This window comes from Siminovitchia sediminis (assembly GCF_042680885.1).
Taxonomy (GTDB): domain Bacteria; phylum Bacillota; class Bacilli; order Bacillales; family Bacillaceae_C; genus Siminovitchia; species Siminovitchia sediminis.
This window is the reverse complement of the sequence record NZ_JBHUEO010000012.1, coordinates 73,600-91,301: the sequence shown is the minus strand read 5'-3', so window position 1 is coordinate 91,301 and position 17,702 is coordinate 73,600. Positions and strand designations below refer to the sequence as shown.

At 43.7% G+C, this 17,702-nt stretch carries 16 protein-coding genes; 13 read left to right on the top strand and 3 right to left on the bottom strand.

Features of this window, described 5'->3' with window-relative positions; all coding sequences use genetic code 11:
• Window positions 1–5 precede the first annotated feature (5 nt).
• On the bottom strand, window positions 6–785 hold the full coding sequence (locus tag ACFSCZ_RS06330) for an NRDE family protein (RefSeq protein WP_380772963.1): 780 nt from the start codon (window positions 783–785) through the stop codon (window positions 6–8).
• An 18-nt stretch (window positions 786–803) separates the two neighbouring features.
• Window positions 804–2,150, bottom strand: coding sequence for an MFS transporter (locus tag ACFSCZ_RS06325; protein WP_380772961.1), 1,347 nt, complete (start codon window positions 2,148–2,150; stop codon window positions 804–806).
• 108 nt (window positions 2,151–2,258) lie between these two features.
• On the opposite strand from ACFSCZ_RS06325, the gene ACFSCZ_RS06320 reads away from it, so the two are divergent.
• Window positions 2,259–2,786 (top strand): hypothetical protein, encoded by a 528-nt coding sequence (locus ACFSCZ_RS06320; protein ID WP_380772959.1) that lies wholly within the window; start codon window positions 2,259–2,261, stop codon window positions 2,784–2,786.
• A gap of 567 nt (window positions 2,787–3,353) precedes the next feature.
• Here ACFSCZ_RS06320 and rnhC read toward each other — a convergent pair.
• The gene (rnhC, locus tag ACFSCZ_RS06315) at window positions 3,354–4,289 is read right to left on the bottom strand and encodes a ribonuclease HIII (RefSeq protein WP_380772957.1); all 936 of its coding nucleotides are present in this window, start codon (window positions 4,287–4,289) and stop codon (window positions 3,354–3,356) included.
• A 140-nt stretch (window positions 4,290–4,429) separates the two neighbouring features.
• Between rnhC and zapA the strand changes: the two genes are divergently transcribed.
• From zapA to uvrC, 12 genes are all read left to right on the top strand, one after another.
• Window positions 4,430–4,690 carry a cell division protein ZapA gene (zapA, locus tag ACFSCZ_RS06310; protein ID WP_380772956.1) on the top strand — a complete coding sequence of 87 codons (261 nt, stop codon included), beginning with the start codon at window positions 4,430–4,432 and terminating at the stop codon, window positions 4,688–4,690.
• Between the two features lie 7 nt (window positions 4,691–4,697).
• A complete protein-coding gene (locus ACFSCZ_RS06305; RefSeq protein ID WP_380772955.1) occupies window positions 4,698–5,240 on the top strand; it encodes a CvpA family protein in 543 nt (180 codons plus the stop codon).
• An 88-nt stretch (window positions 5,241–5,328) separates the two neighbouring features.
• Window positions 5,329–7,050, top strand: a complete 1,722-nt coding sequence (gene polX / locus ACFSCZ_RS06300; protein WP_380772994.1) for a DNA polymerase/3'-5' exonuclease PolX — start codon at window positions 5,329–5,331, stop codon at window positions 7,048–7,050.
• 32 nt (window positions 7,051–7,082) lie between these two features.
• Window positions 7,083–9,443 (top strand): endonuclease MutS2, encoded by a 2,361-nt coding sequence (locus ACFSCZ_RS06295; protein ID WP_380772993.1) that lies wholly within the window; start codon window positions 7,083–7,085, stop codon window positions 9,441–9,443.
• A 45-nt stretch (window positions 9,444–9,488) separates the two neighbouring features.
• Entirely contained in the window at window positions 9,489–9,896 is a 408-nt protein-coding gene (locus ACFSCZ_RS06290) for a DUF350 domain-containing protein (protein ID WP_380772954.1), read from the top strand.
• Between the two features lie 318 nt (window positions 9,897–10,214).
• Window positions 10,215–11,909: a long-chain-fatty-acid--CoA ligase gene (locus ACFSCZ_RS06285; protein WP_380772953.1), complete on the top strand. Its 1,695-nt coding sequence runs from the start codon at window positions 10,215–10,217 to the stop codon at window positions 11,907–11,909.
• 201 nt (window positions 11,910–12,110) lie between these two features.
• Complete coding sequence (locus ACFSCZ_RS06280) at window positions 12,111–12,710, top strand: TetR/AcrR family transcriptional regulator (RefSeq protein WP_380772952.1); 600 nt, start codon at window positions 12,111–12,113, stop codon at window positions 12,708–12,710.
• Between the two features lie 19 nt (window positions 12,711–12,729).
• Window positions 12,730–13,503, top strand: coding sequence for an enoyl-CoA hydratase (locus tag ACFSCZ_RS06275; RefSeq protein WP_380772951.1), 774 nt, complete (start codon window positions 12,730–12,732; stop codon window positions 13,501–13,503).
• Between the two features lie 20 nt (window positions 13,504–13,523).
• Window positions 13,524–14,288, top strand: coding sequence for an electron transfer flavoprotein subunit beta/FixA family protein (locus ACFSCZ_RS06270; protein ID WP_380772949.1), 765 nt, complete (start codon window positions 13,524–13,526; stop codon window positions 14,286–14,288).
• 37 nt (window positions 14,289–14,325) lie between these two features.
• Complete coding sequence (locus ACFSCZ_RS06265; RefSeq protein ID WP_380772947.1) at window positions 14,326–15,303, top strand: electron transfer flavoprotein subunit alpha/FixB family protein; 978 nt, start codon at window positions 14,326–14,328, stop codon at window positions 15,301–15,303.
• Window positions 15,304–15,424: 121 nt separating this feature from the next.
• Window positions 15,425–15,739 carry a thioredoxin gene (gene trxA, locus ACFSCZ_RS06260; RefSeq protein WP_380772945.1) on the top strand — a complete coding sequence of 105 codons (315 nt, stop codon included), beginning with the start codon at window positions 15,425–15,427 and terminating at the stop codon, window positions 15,737–15,739.
• A 180-nt stretch (window positions 15,740–15,919) separates the two neighbouring features.
• Window positions 15,920–17,692, top strand: coding sequence for an excinuclease ABC subunit UvrC (uvrC, locus tag ACFSCZ_RS06255; protein WP_380772944.1), 1,773 nt, complete (start codon window positions 15,920–15,922; stop codon window positions 17,690–17,692).
• Window positions 17,693–17,702 lie beyond the last annotated feature (10 nt).

Here is a 17,702-nt window from a genome sequence, read left to right as displayed (position 1 = left end):
CTTTTTCATGTCGAGGCCTCTTCAGCTGTTAATCGGAACCGGAACGCTTGATCTTGTATTGTTCCCCCATCAAAAGTCCTTTCCACAAAATGAACTTCATGTTCCCGGTCAATCAGCAAAACGGTAGAACATCGTGTTCCATAATCAGGACTCTGTATAAATATGGAAGAGAGCATTTTTTCCAGTTCAACTGGAATGCCGGTTTGCGGCAGTTTGTCCGAAGGAGCAGGGTCATGGTCCGCAAGGAGTTTAAAGAGGTCTTCACAATTCCAATTGCTTCTGTTGAGCAGCTGTTGCAGATGCTGCTTTCCTTTTTCTGCTTTAGGCCACGGCGTGTCCAGCTGATCATTGCTTAGCCCATATATTCCGGCTTGCAGTTTCTGAATTTGATTTCCAATATTTGAGTAATAATACAGCTCTTTTTGATCTCCAACCAATATGTTAAACCCTCTGTACTCTTCTTTTTTATGCTGCAGGCGTTTTAGAAATTCAATGGGTGCTTCATTTCCGGCCAGGAAGTCTTTTACAATCTGGCCTCTGGATCGTTTGTACGGCTTTTGAAATTCAGCCGGGCTGCGATAATTGGTCAATGCTGCAAACCGTCCGCTCTTCGTAATGCCCATCCAAGTACCCATCTGCTTTAAATCCCTGCCTGCCAGTATATTCGGCTCATCATCCCAAAAATGCGCTGCCTTCGAAGGACGCCTGTAAAATTCATCACGATTGGCAGCAATAATCAACTCATAATCCGGATGTGAGCGGTAAGCTGCAAAAATAATGCACATATCTCATTCCTCCATTCCCTAGCCTCCGCTGTTCGGCAGCCTTATAGACAACAAAATTACAAACAGACTGAATAGAAGACAGATCCACGCAACATAATGAAAGTGCTGAATGTCCAAATGACTATGGAAAGCCAAGCCCAATAAACTGGAAGACAGAATAGCACCTAAATAACGGCTAGTTTGAAAAAGTCCGGATGCGGTTCCGGTTTCTTCTGGAGCCACATGCCCATATAAAGCGGACTGCATCGAAATATTGTTAAAACCATTACTTATTCCCAGTACAGCCAGGACAACGAGCAGCCATAAGAGAGAGGAAGTCTCCTGGAGTGTGAGCAAGAGCGCAGTCCCGATAAACAACAAGGCGGAACCCGTGATGAGAGCAGGCTTTGGTCCATGCCGGTCAATGAGTCTTCCTGCCAGAGGCGAGAGGATGACTCCGGATCCCGCCAAGGCCAGCATGATGAGTCCCGTTTCTCCAGGGCTGTATTGTTTTGCTTGCTGTAAAAAGGTAGGGACCCCAAAGAAATAACAATAGTAAACAAGATTGATAATTGTAAACTGCAAGTAAATCAGTGAGACATTCGGGTTATTTTTAAGACCTTTGACATCCATGAAGGGTTCTTTCCTGCGTTTTTCATAATAATAAAAAGCTATGGAAAAAGCCAAGAAAAGAATAAACGCCCAGCCATTGATCTCCGAATCCAGGGATAACAGGAATAGTATAAGTCCGACAACGGCAATAATAAACAGAGCAATGCCTGTAAAATCAATACGTCTCAATTCAAATTTTCCTCGGCCTTTATCCGGCAGAATAAAGATCGCCATGGTAAATGACAAGATAATAAAAGGAAAGTTTACAAAAAAGATCGATGGCCAATCCCAGGAATCTATCAAAAAACCTCCGACGGATGGGCCAAAGGCCGAAGATGTTGTTGCGAATATAGATAGCCAGGCCAAAGCCTGTCCCTGTCCTTTTGTAATGCTTGACCGAACAATGCTCATTCCGCTTGGAAATAAAGTGGAACTTCCGATGGCCTGCAATGCCCGGCATGCCAGGAGAAAAATAAAATTGGGTGAGAAAGGAGCAAGAAGGGAAGCGGCCGCAACCGTAACCAGACCTGCCAAAAACATCCTCTTGGGCCCAAACATATCACTTAATTTTCCCATCACAGGCTGTCCCACTGCACTGGCCAGATAGAATATCGATATGAGCCAGGACGCATCGGCAAAGGTGAGGTCAAAGTCCTGCTGCATGCGTGTCAATGCGACAGATATCATGGATGAATTTAATGGATTTAAAAGAGTGCCCAGCCCTACCGTAAGTACGAGAATCCATGAACTATATGTTTTTTTTGTTTGTGCCAAATTCATCACCCGACTCAAAAGATCATGCTAAAATGTAAACTAATGCTACCTATTTATGAACGAATAGTCAATCAATTAGGATTTTTGCCTGCAAACCGGGAGGGTGAAATGAGAAGAAACCGCCTGCTGATTTACCTGTTTTTATTTATGGCGATGGTTGCGGCTTATACTGTTTACAGCGGATCCAATAAAGACGAATTTCCGCAAGATCAAACGATCAGATACCAAAGCAGCATGAGAGCAGCCGCTATTGATATGATCAAGTTCATCAAAATAGAGGACATCCAAAAGGAACATAAAATGTCAAAAGACCGAATAGCTTCTCTGGCAGCTGGAAGTGAGGAGCTTTTATCCAATTATACAGAATTAAATACCATTGCATCTGCTTATTTGGGTACGGATCATGATTCGGGTGATGTTTTTGAATATATGTATCTTTTCTTTCACAACCTCAGTGATTTGGATGAGAGTACGGTATCTTTAAGAGAAAATCAAGTGATATATATTGAAGAGATCCATCACTTTCTAACAGAGATGGTTCAGACAGGGCTGTTTGAAATGGAACTGAAGAAGTCACTTGAGGAAATTGAAAAATTGATATTATCACATCCAAATCTTTCGCAATGGGTGGTGTAAAGTGGGAAAGCTGTACTTGGTGCTTTTGCTGGCAGGCTTCTATTGAATGGGCCACCAATGGACCAGGCATAAACAGACCGGCAACTGTGGCGAAATCAATGGTGGGGAATCAGTTGTTCTTCATTGATGTTCGTCGGTGGCTGAGGTGATCTCGAGAAAGCAAGAAAACCTGTTACTGAAACCCCGTTTGAGGTCCCGTTTTTCAGGTTATAAAAACGGGGACCGGAGGTCTTTTGAGATCCCGTTTTTTGTCCAATTGATTAAAACGGTCATTGGAGGATTTTTCTCGAGTGTCCGTTTTTCGTGCAAGCGATAAAAACGGTTGATGGATTCATTCTCGATCACCTTTTTTCGTCCAAGCAATAAAACCGGTCACTCGAGCCCCATCCCACATTCCTAACCCCGTTCCAAATCACGTTTGAAATTTATCGCGATACTCGAGTTTTATCCCCAGGAAAGCACGAAAAATAGGGACTCTCGGACATGTCCCGAACCAAAAAACAACCGGACCCTATGCCCTTGCCCCTGATCCCATCCAGCCTGGGACCTGACCTTAATAAGTACACCCTACCTTAGCTTGGCAATGTTCTTTGCTTTTTCCGTATTGGCAAAATGGAATTTTGTAAAACTTTTCAGGGTCTCCAAACCTTTTTCACTGATCAGCCTGGCCGCAGCCTGATCAACAAGGGGACCCGCACCTTTCGGGATAGTAAAGCCTGCCTGTTGACTCAATTTGTCAAACGCACGTACGAAGGCATAGCGGGAAAGGATGGAAGCTGCTGCCACAGCCACATGGATGCTTTCTGCTTTTGTACTAAAATATATTTTTTCCTTTTGAATAATCTTCTGCCCTTTTAGATACTGGTAATATACGGGAGCCTTGGCAAACTGATCAACGAGAATAGCGTCGGGCTTTTCGGGTGAAATTTTTTCCAGCAGACGGTAATGGACCTCGTTATGCAGAATGGCTGTCATTTTTCCTTGTGTCATTCCGGATGCCTGTAATTGATTATATTTGGGGTTGTCCAGCTTTAGCAGGCTGTATGGCAAAAAGGTGATGAGATCTTTGGCGATCGTTGAGATCTGCACATCCGTTAAATGCTTGGAATCCTTCACGCCAAGTTCCTTTAACAAAGGAATTTGGTCTTTTTTTACATATGCTGCGGCGACAATGAGCGGTCCGAAATAATCCCCTTTCCCGACTTCATCTGATCCGATGACTGACATGGAACCGATTTGTTCAGGTAAAGGCATGCCTGAAGAGCTTCCTGAAACGGTCGGCTTTTTCTGTTTTGTTGCCGGGCTTCCCCATTGCAGGGCTTCTGCTGCATGGCCTGCTCCCTGAAACAGGACTTTGCCTGAACGGTAGGCCGTAATGGTGCATCCGTTTTTCTTCGCTGAAAAAATACCTCCGGGCGGAATTTTTTCAGATAAACAGGATTGGTAATGTTCCTTCATTTTCTGTATCTCTTCAAGTGTCAATTGAATGACAGTATTAGCCATACATCAGCATCCTCTCTGAATTCTTCGTGGAAAAATGGTTTCCCATCTATTTTCATTCATGATATGATATAAGGTAGGATTTTTAAGAGTTTCGGTGAAAAGCCTTAAAAAGACAGTTATTTGAGAATGGGGGCATCGCTTTGTCATCAAGTGAAAAAGTACGCACTCCAGTTACGATATATGGACAACATTATATCATTACAGGAACGGAGACGTCATCGCATATGAGGCTGGTTGCAGAGCTTGTGGATGAAAAAATGCGGGAGATCCGCTCGGTGAACCCCAGCCTCGACACTAGCAAGCTCGCTGTTTTGACAGCTGTAAATGCTGTCCATGAGCAAATCAAACTTCAAGAGCGCCTGGAAGATTTGGAACAGGAGCTTTCTCGTTTAAAGGACTGAATCACGGATGTTGACATTAGCTTTATTGGTATTGTTAGTTATCGGCTTTTTAGTCGGGTTAAGAAGAGGCTTTATCCTTCAATTGATCCATATGGTCGGTTTTATTATTTCTTTTGTTGTTGCGTACATATATTATGATGATCTGGCACCCAACCTTCGGCTATGGATCCCATACCCTGATATAGATCCCGGAAATACGCTGGAAATGGTGTTTGAGGGTGTCGGCTTGGATGAAGCGTTTTATCGTGCTGTAGCCTTTGTACTGATCTTTTTTGCCGTACGTATCATCCTCGGCATGATTGGATCTGCACTTGATTTTGTTGCAAGCCTGCCGGTCTTAAAAACATTAAATGTGTGGGCCGGAGGGATTCTTGGTTTTCTGGAGACATATTTGCTGCTCTTTATTCTGCTGTATATTGCAGCCTTATTGCCGATTCCCACGATACAAGGTGCGATCAATGGTTCATTCCTGGCACAATGGATGATTCACTATACTCCTTTTCTATCTGAAGGGTTGAGAGAATGGTGGATTGACTATATTCAAAACTGACTTCTCTTTTCGAAAGAGAAGTTTTTCTTTTCATTTATGTATTTGATAAAATGATAGGCGGGAGAATGAAGAACGGTTGGTGACTAAGATGAATGTCAATAAAAAAGATGTCATTCGATTGCTGGAGCAAATCGCTGTCTATATGGAATTGAAAGGGGAAAATCCATTTAAAACAGCGGCCTTTCGAAAAGCTGCGGCTGCGTTGGAAGCGGATGACCGAAGCTTGTCTGAAATAACAGATCTCACAAAAATTCCCTCGATCGGAAAGGGGACAGCCGGTGTCATCGAAGAATATATCGAAACAGGGATGTCCACAGTCCTTCAGGAGCTGCAGGAAACGGTACCCAAAGGGCTTATTCCCCTGCTTCAAATACCCGGTCTTGGCGGAAAAAGTATTGCCAGATTATATAAAGAGCTGGATGTCGTCGATATTGAATCACTGAAAGCAGCCTGCGAAGGCGCAAAAATCAGAGGTTTAAAGGGTTTTGGAAAAAAGACCGAAGAAAATATCAAGAAAGCTTTATCCCAGATGGGAAAACAGCCGGAAAGACTGCCTATTTCCTATATGATACCTTTAGCAGAATTGATTGAAACCTCTTTAAAAGAGATCAGGGAAATCACGAGATTCTCAAGAGCCGGCAGCCTTCGGCGTGTCAAGGAAACCATCAAAGATTTGGATTTCATCATTGCCACCGAAGATCCAAAGGCGGTTAAAGAGCAGCTGTTAGGCCTGGAACAGTTCGGAGAAGCAACAGCCAGCGGGGATACAAAAGTAACATTACTGATAGAAGGCGGACAGTATCGTGTTTCCGTTGATTTTCGGATCGTTGCACCCGATGAGTTTGCATCTGCCCTGCATCATTTTACAGGTTCAGCTGAACACAATGTAAAAATGCGCCAGCTTGCAAAAAGCAGAGGCGAAAAAATTAGTGAATACGGAGTAGAAAATACGGAAACCGGGATCGTTACAACCTTTAAAGCCGAAGCTGATTTCTATCGGCATTTTCATTTGCCTTTCATTCCGCCGGAGATCAGGGAAGACGGAAAAGAAGTGGATGAATATGATGAAAGCCGGCCACTGATTCAAGCGAAAGAGATAAAAGGCGATCTTCATATGCATACAACTTGGTCAGACGGAGCATTTTCTATAGAAGAGATGGTGGAAGCCTGCAGGAAAAAAGGTTATCAATACATGGCCATTACAGATCACTCCCAATTTTTGCGGGTAGCCAACGGCCTGACGGTTGATCGCCTCAAAAGACAAAACGAGGAGATCAAAAAACTCAACGATAAATATGACGATATAATGATTTTATCAGGAATTGAAATGGATATTTTGCCGGATGGCAGTCTCGATTACAAGGATGATCTGCTCGCCGAACTCGATATTGTCATTGCCTCCATTCATTCCAGTTTTTCTCAGTCCCGAGGAAAAATAATGGAACGCTTGAAAAATGCTCTGGAAAATCCACATGTGGATATTATTGCCCATCCAACCGGCAGGCTGATCGGCAGGAGAGACGGGTATGATGTGGATATGGAACAACTGATTGAGATGGCGAAAAAGACGGATACGGCCCTGGAGTTAAACGCGAATCCGGCAAGACTTGACCTGGCTGCAGAACATTTAAGGCATGCGCAGGCAAAAGGGGTCAAACTTGTCATCAATACAGACGCCCACAATATTGAAAATTTGGAGTTTATGGAGCTTGGTGCTTCATTTGCGAGAAGAGGATGGATTCAAAGTGCAAGTGTCATTAATACCTGGACACCTGAAAAACTGAGGGCCTTTTTGACTCGTTATGATTAGGCATAATGGAAAGGGGACAGACAGCCATTCCCATGAATGAAAAAATATTACGTACACTGGAGTTTAATAAAATCCTTTTGCAGCTGGTGGAATATGCAGCTTCCGAACTTGGGGCGGAGAGAATCAGAAGGCTTCGGCCTTCTTCATCTTACGAAGAAGTGGTACACCTTCAGAATGAAACGGACGAGGCTGCTCACGTGCTCAGATTAAAAGGACATGCTCCATTGAGTGGAATTTTCCCGATTTATACTCATATCAAACGATCACAAATTGGCGGTTCATTAAACCCTGCTGAATTAATCAAGATAGCCAGTACCATTCATGCAGGCAGGTCAATGAAGAGATTTATTGAAGAGCTGATAGAGGACAACGACCTTGATATTCCCATTTTAGCGGAAAAGGCCGGACAGGTCGGAGACTTGGGCCCGCTTGAGAAATCCATAAAAAACGCCATTGACGATGGCGGAGAGGTTCTGGATTCTGCAAGTCATGAACTTCGAAATATCAGGCAGCAAAAAAGAAGAATTGAAAATAGGGTCAGAGAAAAGCTGGAAAGCCTGATTCGTGGGCGTAACGCACAAAAAATGCTTTCAGATGCCATCATCACGATTCGGAATGAAAGATATGTCATTCCAGTAAAACAGGAATACCGCTCCAATTATCCGGGCATCGTTCATGATCAATCCTCCTCAGGACAGACTTTGTTTATCGAACCGCAGGCAGTTGTGGAGTTGAACAATGAATTACGGGAACTGCATGTGAAAGAGCAAACGGAAATCGAAAGGATCCTTCAGGAACTTTCAGGACAAGTGGCGGAGTACGCTGATGAATTGTTTGTCTTGGAAAAAGCAGTAGAATCCCTGGATTTTATTTTTGCCAAAGCCCGTTTTGCCAAAGCGATGAAGGCCACCAGGCCTCAGGTGAATAATGAAGGCAGAATTCAGCTGTATAAAGCCCGGCATCCATTAATCCCGCCTGATGACGTCGTGGCCAATGACATTACTTTGGGAGCAGATTATTCTACCATCGTCATCACGGGACCCAATACCGGCGGAAAAACAATTACACTTAAAACGGTCGGGCTTTTAACGTTAATGGGACAGGCCGGTCTTCAAATTCCGGTTTCCGAAGGCTCTGAAGTGTCAGTGTTCAGGGAGGTATTTGCGGATATTGGCGATGAGCAGTCCATAGAGCAAAGTTTGAGTACGTTCTCTTCTCACATGGTGAATATTGTGGAGATCCTGAAGCAGGTCGATCATGAAAGTCTGGTCTTGTTTGATGAACTTGGGGCAGGAACTGACCCGCAGGAAGGTTCCGCCCTGGCCATTTCCATTTTGGATGATGTATACAGCCGGGGAGCCCGGGTCATTGCTACCACCCATTATCCGGAATTAAAAGCATATGCTTATAACCGTAAAGGCGTAATCAATGCCAGTGTGGAATTTAATGTCGAAACATTAAGGCCAACATATCGACTGTTGATCGGTGTTCCGGGCAGAAGTAATGCGTTTGAAATTTCAAGAAGACTCGGGCTTTCTGATGACATTATTACTCATGCTAAATCGCTGATTGATACGGAGAGCAATGAAGTCGAAAATATGATTGCTTCCCTGGAAAGAAGCAGAAAAGAAGCTGAAAAAGATTACGAGGACGCACGTTTTTATTTGAGAAATGCGGAAAAACTTCATCGGGACTTACAAAAGCAAATGGCAGAGTTTTATGAGCGAAAGCAGGAAATGTATGAAAAGGCGGAGAAAAAAGCAGCTGAAGTAGTGGAAAAGGCCAAAGCGGATGCAGAAGAAGTGATGAGCTCCCTTCGGAAAATGAGGCTGGAAAGCGGGGCAAAAGTAAAAGAACATGAATTGATTGAAGCCCGCCGCAGGCTGGATGCTGCCGTTCCTGAAATCGATAAAGGAACCGTCCCGGCCAAACAGTCCAGGCAAAAGCGCAAGTTGCAGCCGGGGGACGAGGTCAAAATACTGACGATTGGGCAAAAAGGAACATTATTGGAAAAAACGGGTGGAGAAGAATGGCAGGTTCAGGCGGGTATCTTGAAGATAAAAGTGAAAGAAAAAGATATGGAGTTTATACAATCTGAGCCGAAACCTGAACCAAAGCCGCTTGCTTCCGTGAAAGGCAAAGACTACCATGTAAGCCTTGAACTTGATATTCGCGGCGAACGGTATGAGGACGCACTGCACAAAGTTGAAAAGTATATTGATGATGCTCTCCTTGCGAATTACCCTCGTGTTTCCATCATTCACGGAAAAGGAACCGGTGCCCTCAGATCGGGAGTTGCAGAATTTTTGAAACATCATCGGTCCGTCAAACGTATAAGGTTGGGAGAAGCAGGTGAAGGCGGAAGCGGTGTGACCATTGTGGAGTTCAAGTAGCACCGTTTAGGGCTTTCTTCTGAAAAAAAAGGGGAATGGTACGGAATGGACTCTTTTTGGGAGAATTCAATTGTTCAAACAGCGGGCTATTATAGTATCACTGTTCTTTGTATCATTTTGTTCCTGTTTATATTCGAAATGGTGACCAAATACAACAACTGGAAAGAAATTAAGAATGGGAACGTCTCTGTTGCGATGGCAACAGGAGGAAAAATCTTTGGGATTGCCAATATTTTCAGGCATTCGATCCTTCATCACGATTCGTTATTTATTATGATCGGCTGGGGGTTGTTTGGTTTTTTTCTATTGTTGACAGGTTATTTTATCTTTGAGTTTCTCACTCCAAAGTTTAATGTTGATGAAGAAATTGAAAATGACAACCGCGCCGTTGGCTTTTTGTCGATGGTTATTTCCATCGGCTTATCTTATGTCATCGGAGCTGGGATATTATAAGGAGGAACAAGTGGATAAACTGGCTAAAGTGCTGTTTGTGGTTTGCAGCATCTTCATCATTGTTGGAATCATTTATTTAATTCGTGCATCTTAAGACCTTACGCTACAGGCCATGACTGCTGTTAAGGAAGCCATAAAAGAAACACGTCCGGGCGAGAATTGAACTCTTGCCTGGATTTTTCTTGAAATGAGGCAGGAATTCTGTTCCCTGTGTTCTGAAAATTTGGGCATTTGGTTGTACTGCGGCCTACGTGTGTAATATAATATGTATAAGTTTGAAATTTTCCAAAGGTTCAACCAAAAGGAGGAGTGTATATATTGAAGCCCTGGCTGGATCTTTATCCTGATGCCATCCCTCATGCCTTGGAATATGAAAGGAAAACAGTTCAGCAATTTTTAACGGATGCTGCAAATCAATACCCGGAAAAAACGGCTATTCATTTTATGGGCAAAAAATTAACGTATCTGGAGTTATATGAAAGTGCCCTGAAGATGGCCCATTATTTGCTTGGACTGGGAGTGAAAAAGGGAGACAGAGTGGCAATTATGCTGCCAAACACCCCTCAGGCTGTAATCAGTTATTATGGGATCCTTTATGCAGGAGCTATAGTAGTGCAGACCAACCCTCTCTATACGGAAAGGGAATTGGAGTACCAGATGAGAGATTCAGGAGCAAAAATGATTATTGGATTGGATTTGCTCTATCCGCGGATCGCAAAAGTAATGGACTCTACAAACCTCCAACATGTCATTGTAACCGCTGTCAAGGACTACTTGCCATTTCCAAAGAACGTGATTTATCCATTCATCCAAAAGAGGGATTCCGGCATGGTCGTCAAGATCATGCATGAAGGAAGACAGCACTTGTTTACCGAAATCATGAAGGATAAATGGACCGGACAAATCCCTGCCATAGATTTTGATTTTGATCACGATTTGGCCCTGTTACAGTATACGGGCGGAACAACAGGAAATCCAAAAGGCGTTATGCTTACCCATAAAAACCTGGTAGCCAATGCAACAGCCTGTGATGCCTGGCTGTACAAAATGAAGAAAGGAGAAGAAAAAATTCTCGGCCTTCTCCCGCTGTTTCACGTATATGGTATGACAACCGTACTGATATTGGGAGTCATGCAAGGATATGAAATGATTCTGCTGCCGAAGTTTGATGCAGGCACAACGTTAAAAACGATTCACAAACAGCGTCCGACTCTTTTTCCGGGAGCCCCTACCATTTATATCGGCCTGCTAAATCATCCGGATATTCATAAATATGACTTGTCTTCCATTAAATCATGTCTTAGCGGATCAGCACCTCTTCCTATAGAAGTCCAGGAAAAGTTTGAGGAAGTGACGGGAGGCAAGCTGGTAGAAGGATACGGTTTGACAGAAACTTCTCCGGTTACACATGCCAATTTCTTATGGGATCGCGAAAGAGTGAAAGGGAGTATTGGTATTCCATGGCCCGACACAGAAGCTATGATTGTCAGTATGGAGGATGGAGAACCACTGCCGCCGGGCGAAGTTGGCGAGATCGCGATTAAAGGGCCCCAAGTAATGAAGGGCTATTGGAATATGCCCGAAGAAACGAAGAAAACCATGAAGGACGGCTGGCTGTTGACGGGAGATTTGGGCTATATGGACGACAAAGGGTATTTCTATGTTGTTGACCGGAAAAAAGATATGATTATAGCAGGCGGATTTAATATTTATCCGCGTGAAATTGAAGAAGTACTCTACGAGCATCCGTTTGTCCAAGAGGTGGTTGTGGCGGGCATACCTGATCCATACAGAGGAGAGACAGTCAAAGCTTATGTTGTTTTAAAAGAAGGAAAAAGCCTTTCCGAAAAACAGTTGGATGATTTTGCCCGCAAACATTTAGCAGCATTTAAAGTTCCAAGAAGTTATGAATTTCGTAAGGAACTCCCAAAGACAGCTGTTGGAAAAATTCTAAGGAGAAACTTGGTAGAGGAAGAAAAAAATAAACAGGAAAAGGAAGAAAAGTTAGGTTAGCCTGAAATAGCGTTTGAACATCATATAGCGCCTATCGGCTGCTTTTCTTAACCCTGCGGCTTTATTCCAGCATGACTCGTCAATGACGGCAGGCGCTAAATGTCTCCTCATCGTGATAGCGCTTCACTTGACAGAATATGGCCGGGAAATTATCATGTTTGGTGAATGAACAATCATTCACTTTACCGGTAGGTGAGACAGATGAGAAGAAACAAGCCAAAGTATAAACAAATTATTGAAGCGGCTGTCGTAGTGATTGCCGAAAACGGCTATCACCAGGCGCAAATTTCAAAAATTGCACGGCAGGCAGGAGTAGCCGACGGGACGATCTATCTTTATTTTAAAAATAAGGAAGACGTTTTATTATCAGTTTTTCGGGAAAAAATGGCCATGTTTGTTGAAAAAATCAACGAAGCCATAGCAGAAAAGGAAACAGCCGCCGACAAGTTGTTCGTAATGATTGAAAACCACTTTAGAATTTTGTCAGAAGATAAGAATCTGGCAATTGTTACTCAATTGGAATTGCGGCAATCCGATAAACAGCTGCGATATAAAATTAACGAGGTGTTAAAAGATTATTTGCAAGTGTTGGATCATATTTTGGAGTATGGGAAAGAACAGGGGGAATTCTCAGCCGGGCTTGATACCAGGCTTGCAAGGCAAATGATATTTGGAACGATGGATGAAACGGCCACTACTTGGGTGTTAAATGAGCATAAGTACGATTTGATTTCCCTTGCACCTCAAGTGCATGGACTCATTTTACACGGATGCAAGGCAAATGGAAAGCTTTCCAAGTAATGATGAAAGGGGCTTGGCTGTGAAATTTTTGTCTGTAACAAGGGAAGACCATGTGGCTTACGTAAAAATGGATAGGCCGCCTGCCAATGCGCTGTCAACAGAAATGATTGCAGAAATTGACCGGGTACTGGATGAGCTGGCAGCTGAACGACAGATAAGAAGCGTTCTTTTGTATGGGGAAGGAAGATTTTTTTCCGCGGGAGCTGACATTAAAGAATTCACGCAAATTAAGAACGGAATGGAATTCTCGAGATTGGCATCCAAGGGCCAGAAAGTTTTTGATAAAATTGAAAACTATTCCAAACCGGTCGTTGCAGCCATACACGGCGGAGCACTGGGAGGCGGCCTGGAGCTGGCCATGGCGTGTCATATCCGGCTTGTCAGTGAGAATGCTACATTGGGTTTGCCGGAGCTGCAGCTTGGTCTTATTCCGGGCTTTGCCGGAACCCAGCGCCTTCCACGTTATGTGGGTGCAGCCAAAGCTGCAGAGATGCTGTTTACCGGTCAACCGGTATCAGGAACAGAAGCGGTTCGTCTGGGGCTGGCCAATCAGTGTTTTCCGCAAGAAGAGTTATTAGATAAAGCAAAAGAATGGGTTCACAATATTTCAAAGAAAAGCCCCTCTTCACTCAAAGCGATCATCGAGCTGCTTCAATATGAACAACAGGACCGTTTTTCCAAAGGGGCAGAAATGGAAGCACAACGATTTGGTGAAATATTTGAAACAAAAGACGCTCAGGAAGGAATCCGGGCATTTCTTGAGAAAAGGGAGCCGAAGTTTACTGGAGAATGATAGATGAGGAGGTTCATAGAATGAATATTTTCGTACTGATGAAAAGAACATTTGATACTGAAGAAAAAATCTCCATATCGAACGGACAAATTGAGGAAGAGGGTGCAGAATTTATCATCAATCCATATGATGAATATGCGATTGAAGAAGCGATACGGATCCGTGATGATCACGGCGGAGAAGTAACGATTGTCACGGTCGGTGAGGAAGAAGCAGAGAAGCAGATAAGAACGGCTTTAGCCATGGGGGCTGATAAAGCTGCCTTAATTAATGTGGAAGATGATCTGGATGATTATGATGAATGTTCTGTTGCAAAATTGCTGGCTGAATATTTAAAAGAACAGGATCCGGATCTGATTTTAGCCGGAAATGTAGCAATTGACGGGGGATCCGGCCAAGTAGCGCCCCGAGTGGCAGATCTCCTCAATTTCCCATGTGTTACAACGATTACAAAAATTGACATTGACGGAGAAACTGTGAATATTGTCCGGGACGTGGAAGGAGATTCCGAAATGATTGAAACATCCCTTCCTTTAGTAGTCACCGCCCAGCAAGGGTTAAACGATCCGCGTTATCCGTCATTGCCGGGGATTATGAAAGCAAAAAAGAAGCCGCTGGACGAATTGGAGCTGGATGATTTGGATCTTGACGAAGGTGATGTTAAGCCAAAAACAGAAACGGTCGACATTTTCCTGCCCCCTGAGAAGGAAGCCGGAAAAATTCTGGAGGGCGAATTGGAGGACCAGGTCAAAGAACTTGCCGGTTTATTGAGCAAAGTCATATAACATCCTTATATATATATAGAAACAGGAGGGGAAAGCAATGGCAAAAAAAGTATTGGTGCTCGGGGAACTCCGTGACGGCAGCTTAAGGAATGTATCTTTCGAGGCCATAGCAGCAGGTAAGAAGATAGCAGAAGGCGGGGAAGTAGCAGCAGTTTTAATCGGTGACTCAATAAAAAGCCAGGCGGATGCCATGATTCATTATGGTGCAGACCGAGTGATTGTTGTCGAGGATGAACAATTGAAACATTACACGCCTGACGGTTTTTCACAGGCATTCATGGCAGTGTGCAATGAAGAAATTCCTGATGCGATCGTATTTGGTCATACATCGCTTGGCAAAGATTTGTCCCCTAAAATTGCCAGCAAGCTCAACACGGGCCTTGTATCAGATGTAACCGATATAGAAGAAGGAGATGACGGGTTTGTGTTCACCCGCCCCATCTACTCGGGAAAGGCATTTGAAAAAAAGGTCATTATCGACGGCATCACATTTATTACAGTCCGCCCAAACAATATTGAACCATTGGAAAAAGATGAATCCAGGAGCGGAGAGGTTCAATCCATTGCGGCAGAAATAAAGGACTTAAGGACAATCGTAAAAGAAGTCATTACAAAGGCGAGCGAAGGAGTCGATTTGTCTGAGGCAAAAGTGATTGTTGCCGGAGGGCGCGGGGTGAAAAGTGCGGAAGGCTTCGAGCCGCTGAAGGAGCTTGCGGAAGTCCTTGGGGGGGCAGTAGGAGCGTCACGCGGAGCCTGTGATGCGGATTACTGTGATTACTCACTTCAAATCGGCCAAACCGGAAAAGTAGTTACGCCCGATTTATATATCGCCTGCGGGATCTCAGGAGCTATCCAGCATTTGGCAGGCATGTCAAATTCCAAGGTCATTGTGGCCATCAACAAAGATCCGGAAGCAAATATATTTAATGTGGCGGATTACGGCATCGTTGGAGACTTGTTTGAGGCCGTTCCTTTGCTGACTGAAGAGTTCCGTAAGCTGAAAACATCCTCCTAATATCATAACGTGTAATCCTGCGTACTTCGGGTATATTAAAAAACAGGCAAATTGTTAGCACAAGGGAGAATCAGGTGGTATACTTGCTGTAAGTTCCGGAGTATATTTAGGAGGTAAAAAAATGGCTATTACAAATGTTACTGATCAAAACTTTAAAGAAGAGACTAGCGAAGGGGTCGTTCTTGTAGATTTTTGGGCACCTTGGTGCGGACCTTGTAAAATGATCGCTCCTGTTCTTGAAGAATTGGATGGCGATTTGGGTGATAAAGCAAAAATTGTAAAATTGAACGTAGATGAGAATCAGGAAACTGCCAGCGAATTTGGCGTCATGAGTATTCCGACACTGTTTGTTATGAAAGACGGAGAAGTCGTTGATAAAACAGTCGGATTCCAGCCGAAAGAAGCACTGGCCAACTTGATCAACAAACACCTATAAGGTAACAAAAATCCGAGCGCACCGGCTCGGATTTTTTAATAGGAAAAAAAGACGGTCTTTTGTGATATTCTTATAATAGTACAGCTCAACAACAGGCTTCCTGGAAAATGTGCTTGTCCAACCAGGGACCGGCAAGGAGCTGATCCACATCTTCTCAGAAACAAAAGGGAGGTTCCTTCCTTGAACCAATTGATAAAACATAAACTGGAAATCCTGCCGGATCAGCCAGGGTGTTACCTCATGAAAGACAGGCAGGGGACCGTGATATATGCAGGAAAAGCGAAAAAGCTGAAAAATCGTGTCCGGTCCTATTTTACCGGGTCGCATGATACAAAGACCCAGCGGCTTGTGTCAGAAATTGAAGACTTTGAATATATTGTGACTTCTTCTGATGTGGAAGCCCTGATTTTAGAAATGAACTTGATCAAAAAATATTCCCCGAAATACAATGTCCTGCTCAAAGACGATAAGAGTTATCCATATATTAAATTAACAAATGAGCGTCACCCGAGGCTGATTATTACAAGAAAAGTAAAGAAAGATAAAGCCAAATATTTTGGTCCATATCCCAATGCGCAAGCTGCACATGAGACGAAAAAACTGCTGGACCGTCTGTATCCGCTTCGCAAATGCCAATCCCTTCCCGACCGAGTCTGTTTATACTATCATCTTGGCCAGTGTCTTGCACCATGTGTCAATCCAGTCAGTGACGAGACCTATAAAGGCATCACTGATGAAATCTCCCGCTTTTTAAACGGAGGGTACAAAACCATTAAAAAAGAATTGCAGGAGAAAATGATTGAGGCGTCTGATCAGCTTGACTTTGAGAGAGCGAAAGAATACCGTGATCAAATTGCTAATATCGAAATGACCATGGAAAAGCAAACAATTATCTCTTCAGATTTTATTGATCGGGATGTATTCGGCTATGCAATGGATAAAGGCTGGATGTGTGTTCAGGTTTTTTTCATCAGGCAGGGCAAATTAATTGAAAGAGATGTCTCGTTATTCCCTGTTTATGGTGAGCAGGAAGAAGAATTCCTTACTTTTTTGGGCCAGTTTTACCTGCAGCCCCAGCATTTTGTACCTAAAGAAATTCTTCTGCCTGAATCAGTTGACGCTCATATGGCCGAAGAGCTTGTCAAAACAAAAATCCTTATTCCAAAACGCGGGCAGAAGAAGGATCTCGTTTTACTGGCCGAAAAAAACGCGAGAGTTTCCCTGCATGATAAATTTGCTTTGATTGAACGTGATGAAGAACGTACCATCAAAGCAGTGGAGAAACTTGGAAAAGCCATGGGTATTTATACACCATACCGGATTGAGGCTTTTGACAACTCCAACATTCAGGGAGCCAATCCGGTATCTGCTATGGTTGTATTTATTAACGGGAAACCGGATAAAAAAGAATACCGAAAATATAAAATTAAAACGGTGGAAGGTCCTGATGATTACGAGTCCATGAGAGAGGTGGTACGCAGAAGATATTCACGCGTGCTCAAAGACGGGTTGCCGCTGCCGGATCTGATTGTGATTGACGGGGGGAAAGGCCAGGCAGAAGCAGCAAAGGATATTTTGGAAAATGAGCTCGGCCTCGACATTCCGGTAGCAGGATTGGCAAAAGATGAAAAGCATAAGACGTCCCAGCTGCTGTACGGTGATCCATTGAAAGCAGTGCAGCTTCCCAGAAACAGCCATGAGTTTTACCTGATGCAAAGAATCCAGGATGAAGTTCACCGGTTTGCGATCTCTTTCCATCGCCAGCTTAGGGGTAAAACAGCCTTCCAGTCTATTTTGGATGATGTTCCGGGAATAGGACCCGCCAGGAAACAGCGCCTTTTAAAGCATTTTGGGTCGCTGAAAAAGATGAAAGAAGCGGAAATGGAGGACATTACCGAACTGGGTATACCAGAGCCGGTGGCCAAAAGTTTAAAAGAAAAGTTAAAAGAGTAGTTGAATCGTG

What these genes read in the sequence shown, in the direction of transcription:
- polX (WP_380772994.1), top strand. Translation starts at nt 5,329, where the DNA reads ATGAATGTCAATAAAAAAGATGTCATTCGATTGCTGGAGCAAATCGCT.
- ACFSCZ_RS06265 (WP_380772947.1), top strand. Translation starts at nt 14,326, where the DNA reads ATGGCAAAAAAAGTATTGGTGCTCGGGGAACTCCGTGACGGCAGCTTA.
- ACFSCZ_RS06305 (WP_380772955.1), top strand. Translation starts at nt 4,698, where the DNA reads ATGTTGACATTAGCTTTATTGGTATTGTTAGTTATCGGCTTTTTAGTC.
- ACFSCZ_RS06330 (WP_380772963.1), bottom strand. Translation starts at nt 785, where the DNA reads ATGTGCATTATTTTTGCAGCTTACCGCTCACATCCGGATTATGAGTTG.
- ACFSCZ_RS06320 (WP_380772959.1), top strand. Translation starts at nt 2,259, where the DNA reads ATGAGAAGAAACCGCCTGCTGATTTACCTGTTTTTATTTATGGCGATG.
- trxA (WP_380772945.1), top strand. Translation starts at nt 15,425, where the DNA reads ATGGCTATTACAAATGTTACTGATCAAAACTTTAAAGAAGAGACTAGC.
- ACFSCZ_RS06280 (WP_380772952.1), top strand. Translation starts at nt 12,111, where the DNA reads ATGAGAAGAAACAAGCCAAAGTATAAACAAATTATTGAAGCGGCTGTC.
- ACFSCZ_RS06270 (WP_380772949.1), top strand. Translation starts at nt 13,524, where the DNA reads ATGAATATTTTCGTACTGATGAAAAGAACATTTGATACTGAAGAAAAA.
- rnhC (WP_380772957.1), bottom strand. Translation starts at nt 4,289, where the DNA reads ATGGCTAATACTGTCATTCAATTGACACTTGAAGAGATACAGAAAATG.
- ACFSCZ_RS06295 (WP_380772993.1), top strand. Translation starts at nt 7,083, where the DNA reads ATGAATGAAAAAATATTACGTACACTGGAGTTTAATAAAATCCTTTTG.
- ACFSCZ_RS06290 (WP_380772954.1), top strand. Translation starts at nt 9,489, where the DNA reads ATGGACTCTTTTTGGGAGAATTCAATTGTTCAAACAGCGGGCTATTAT.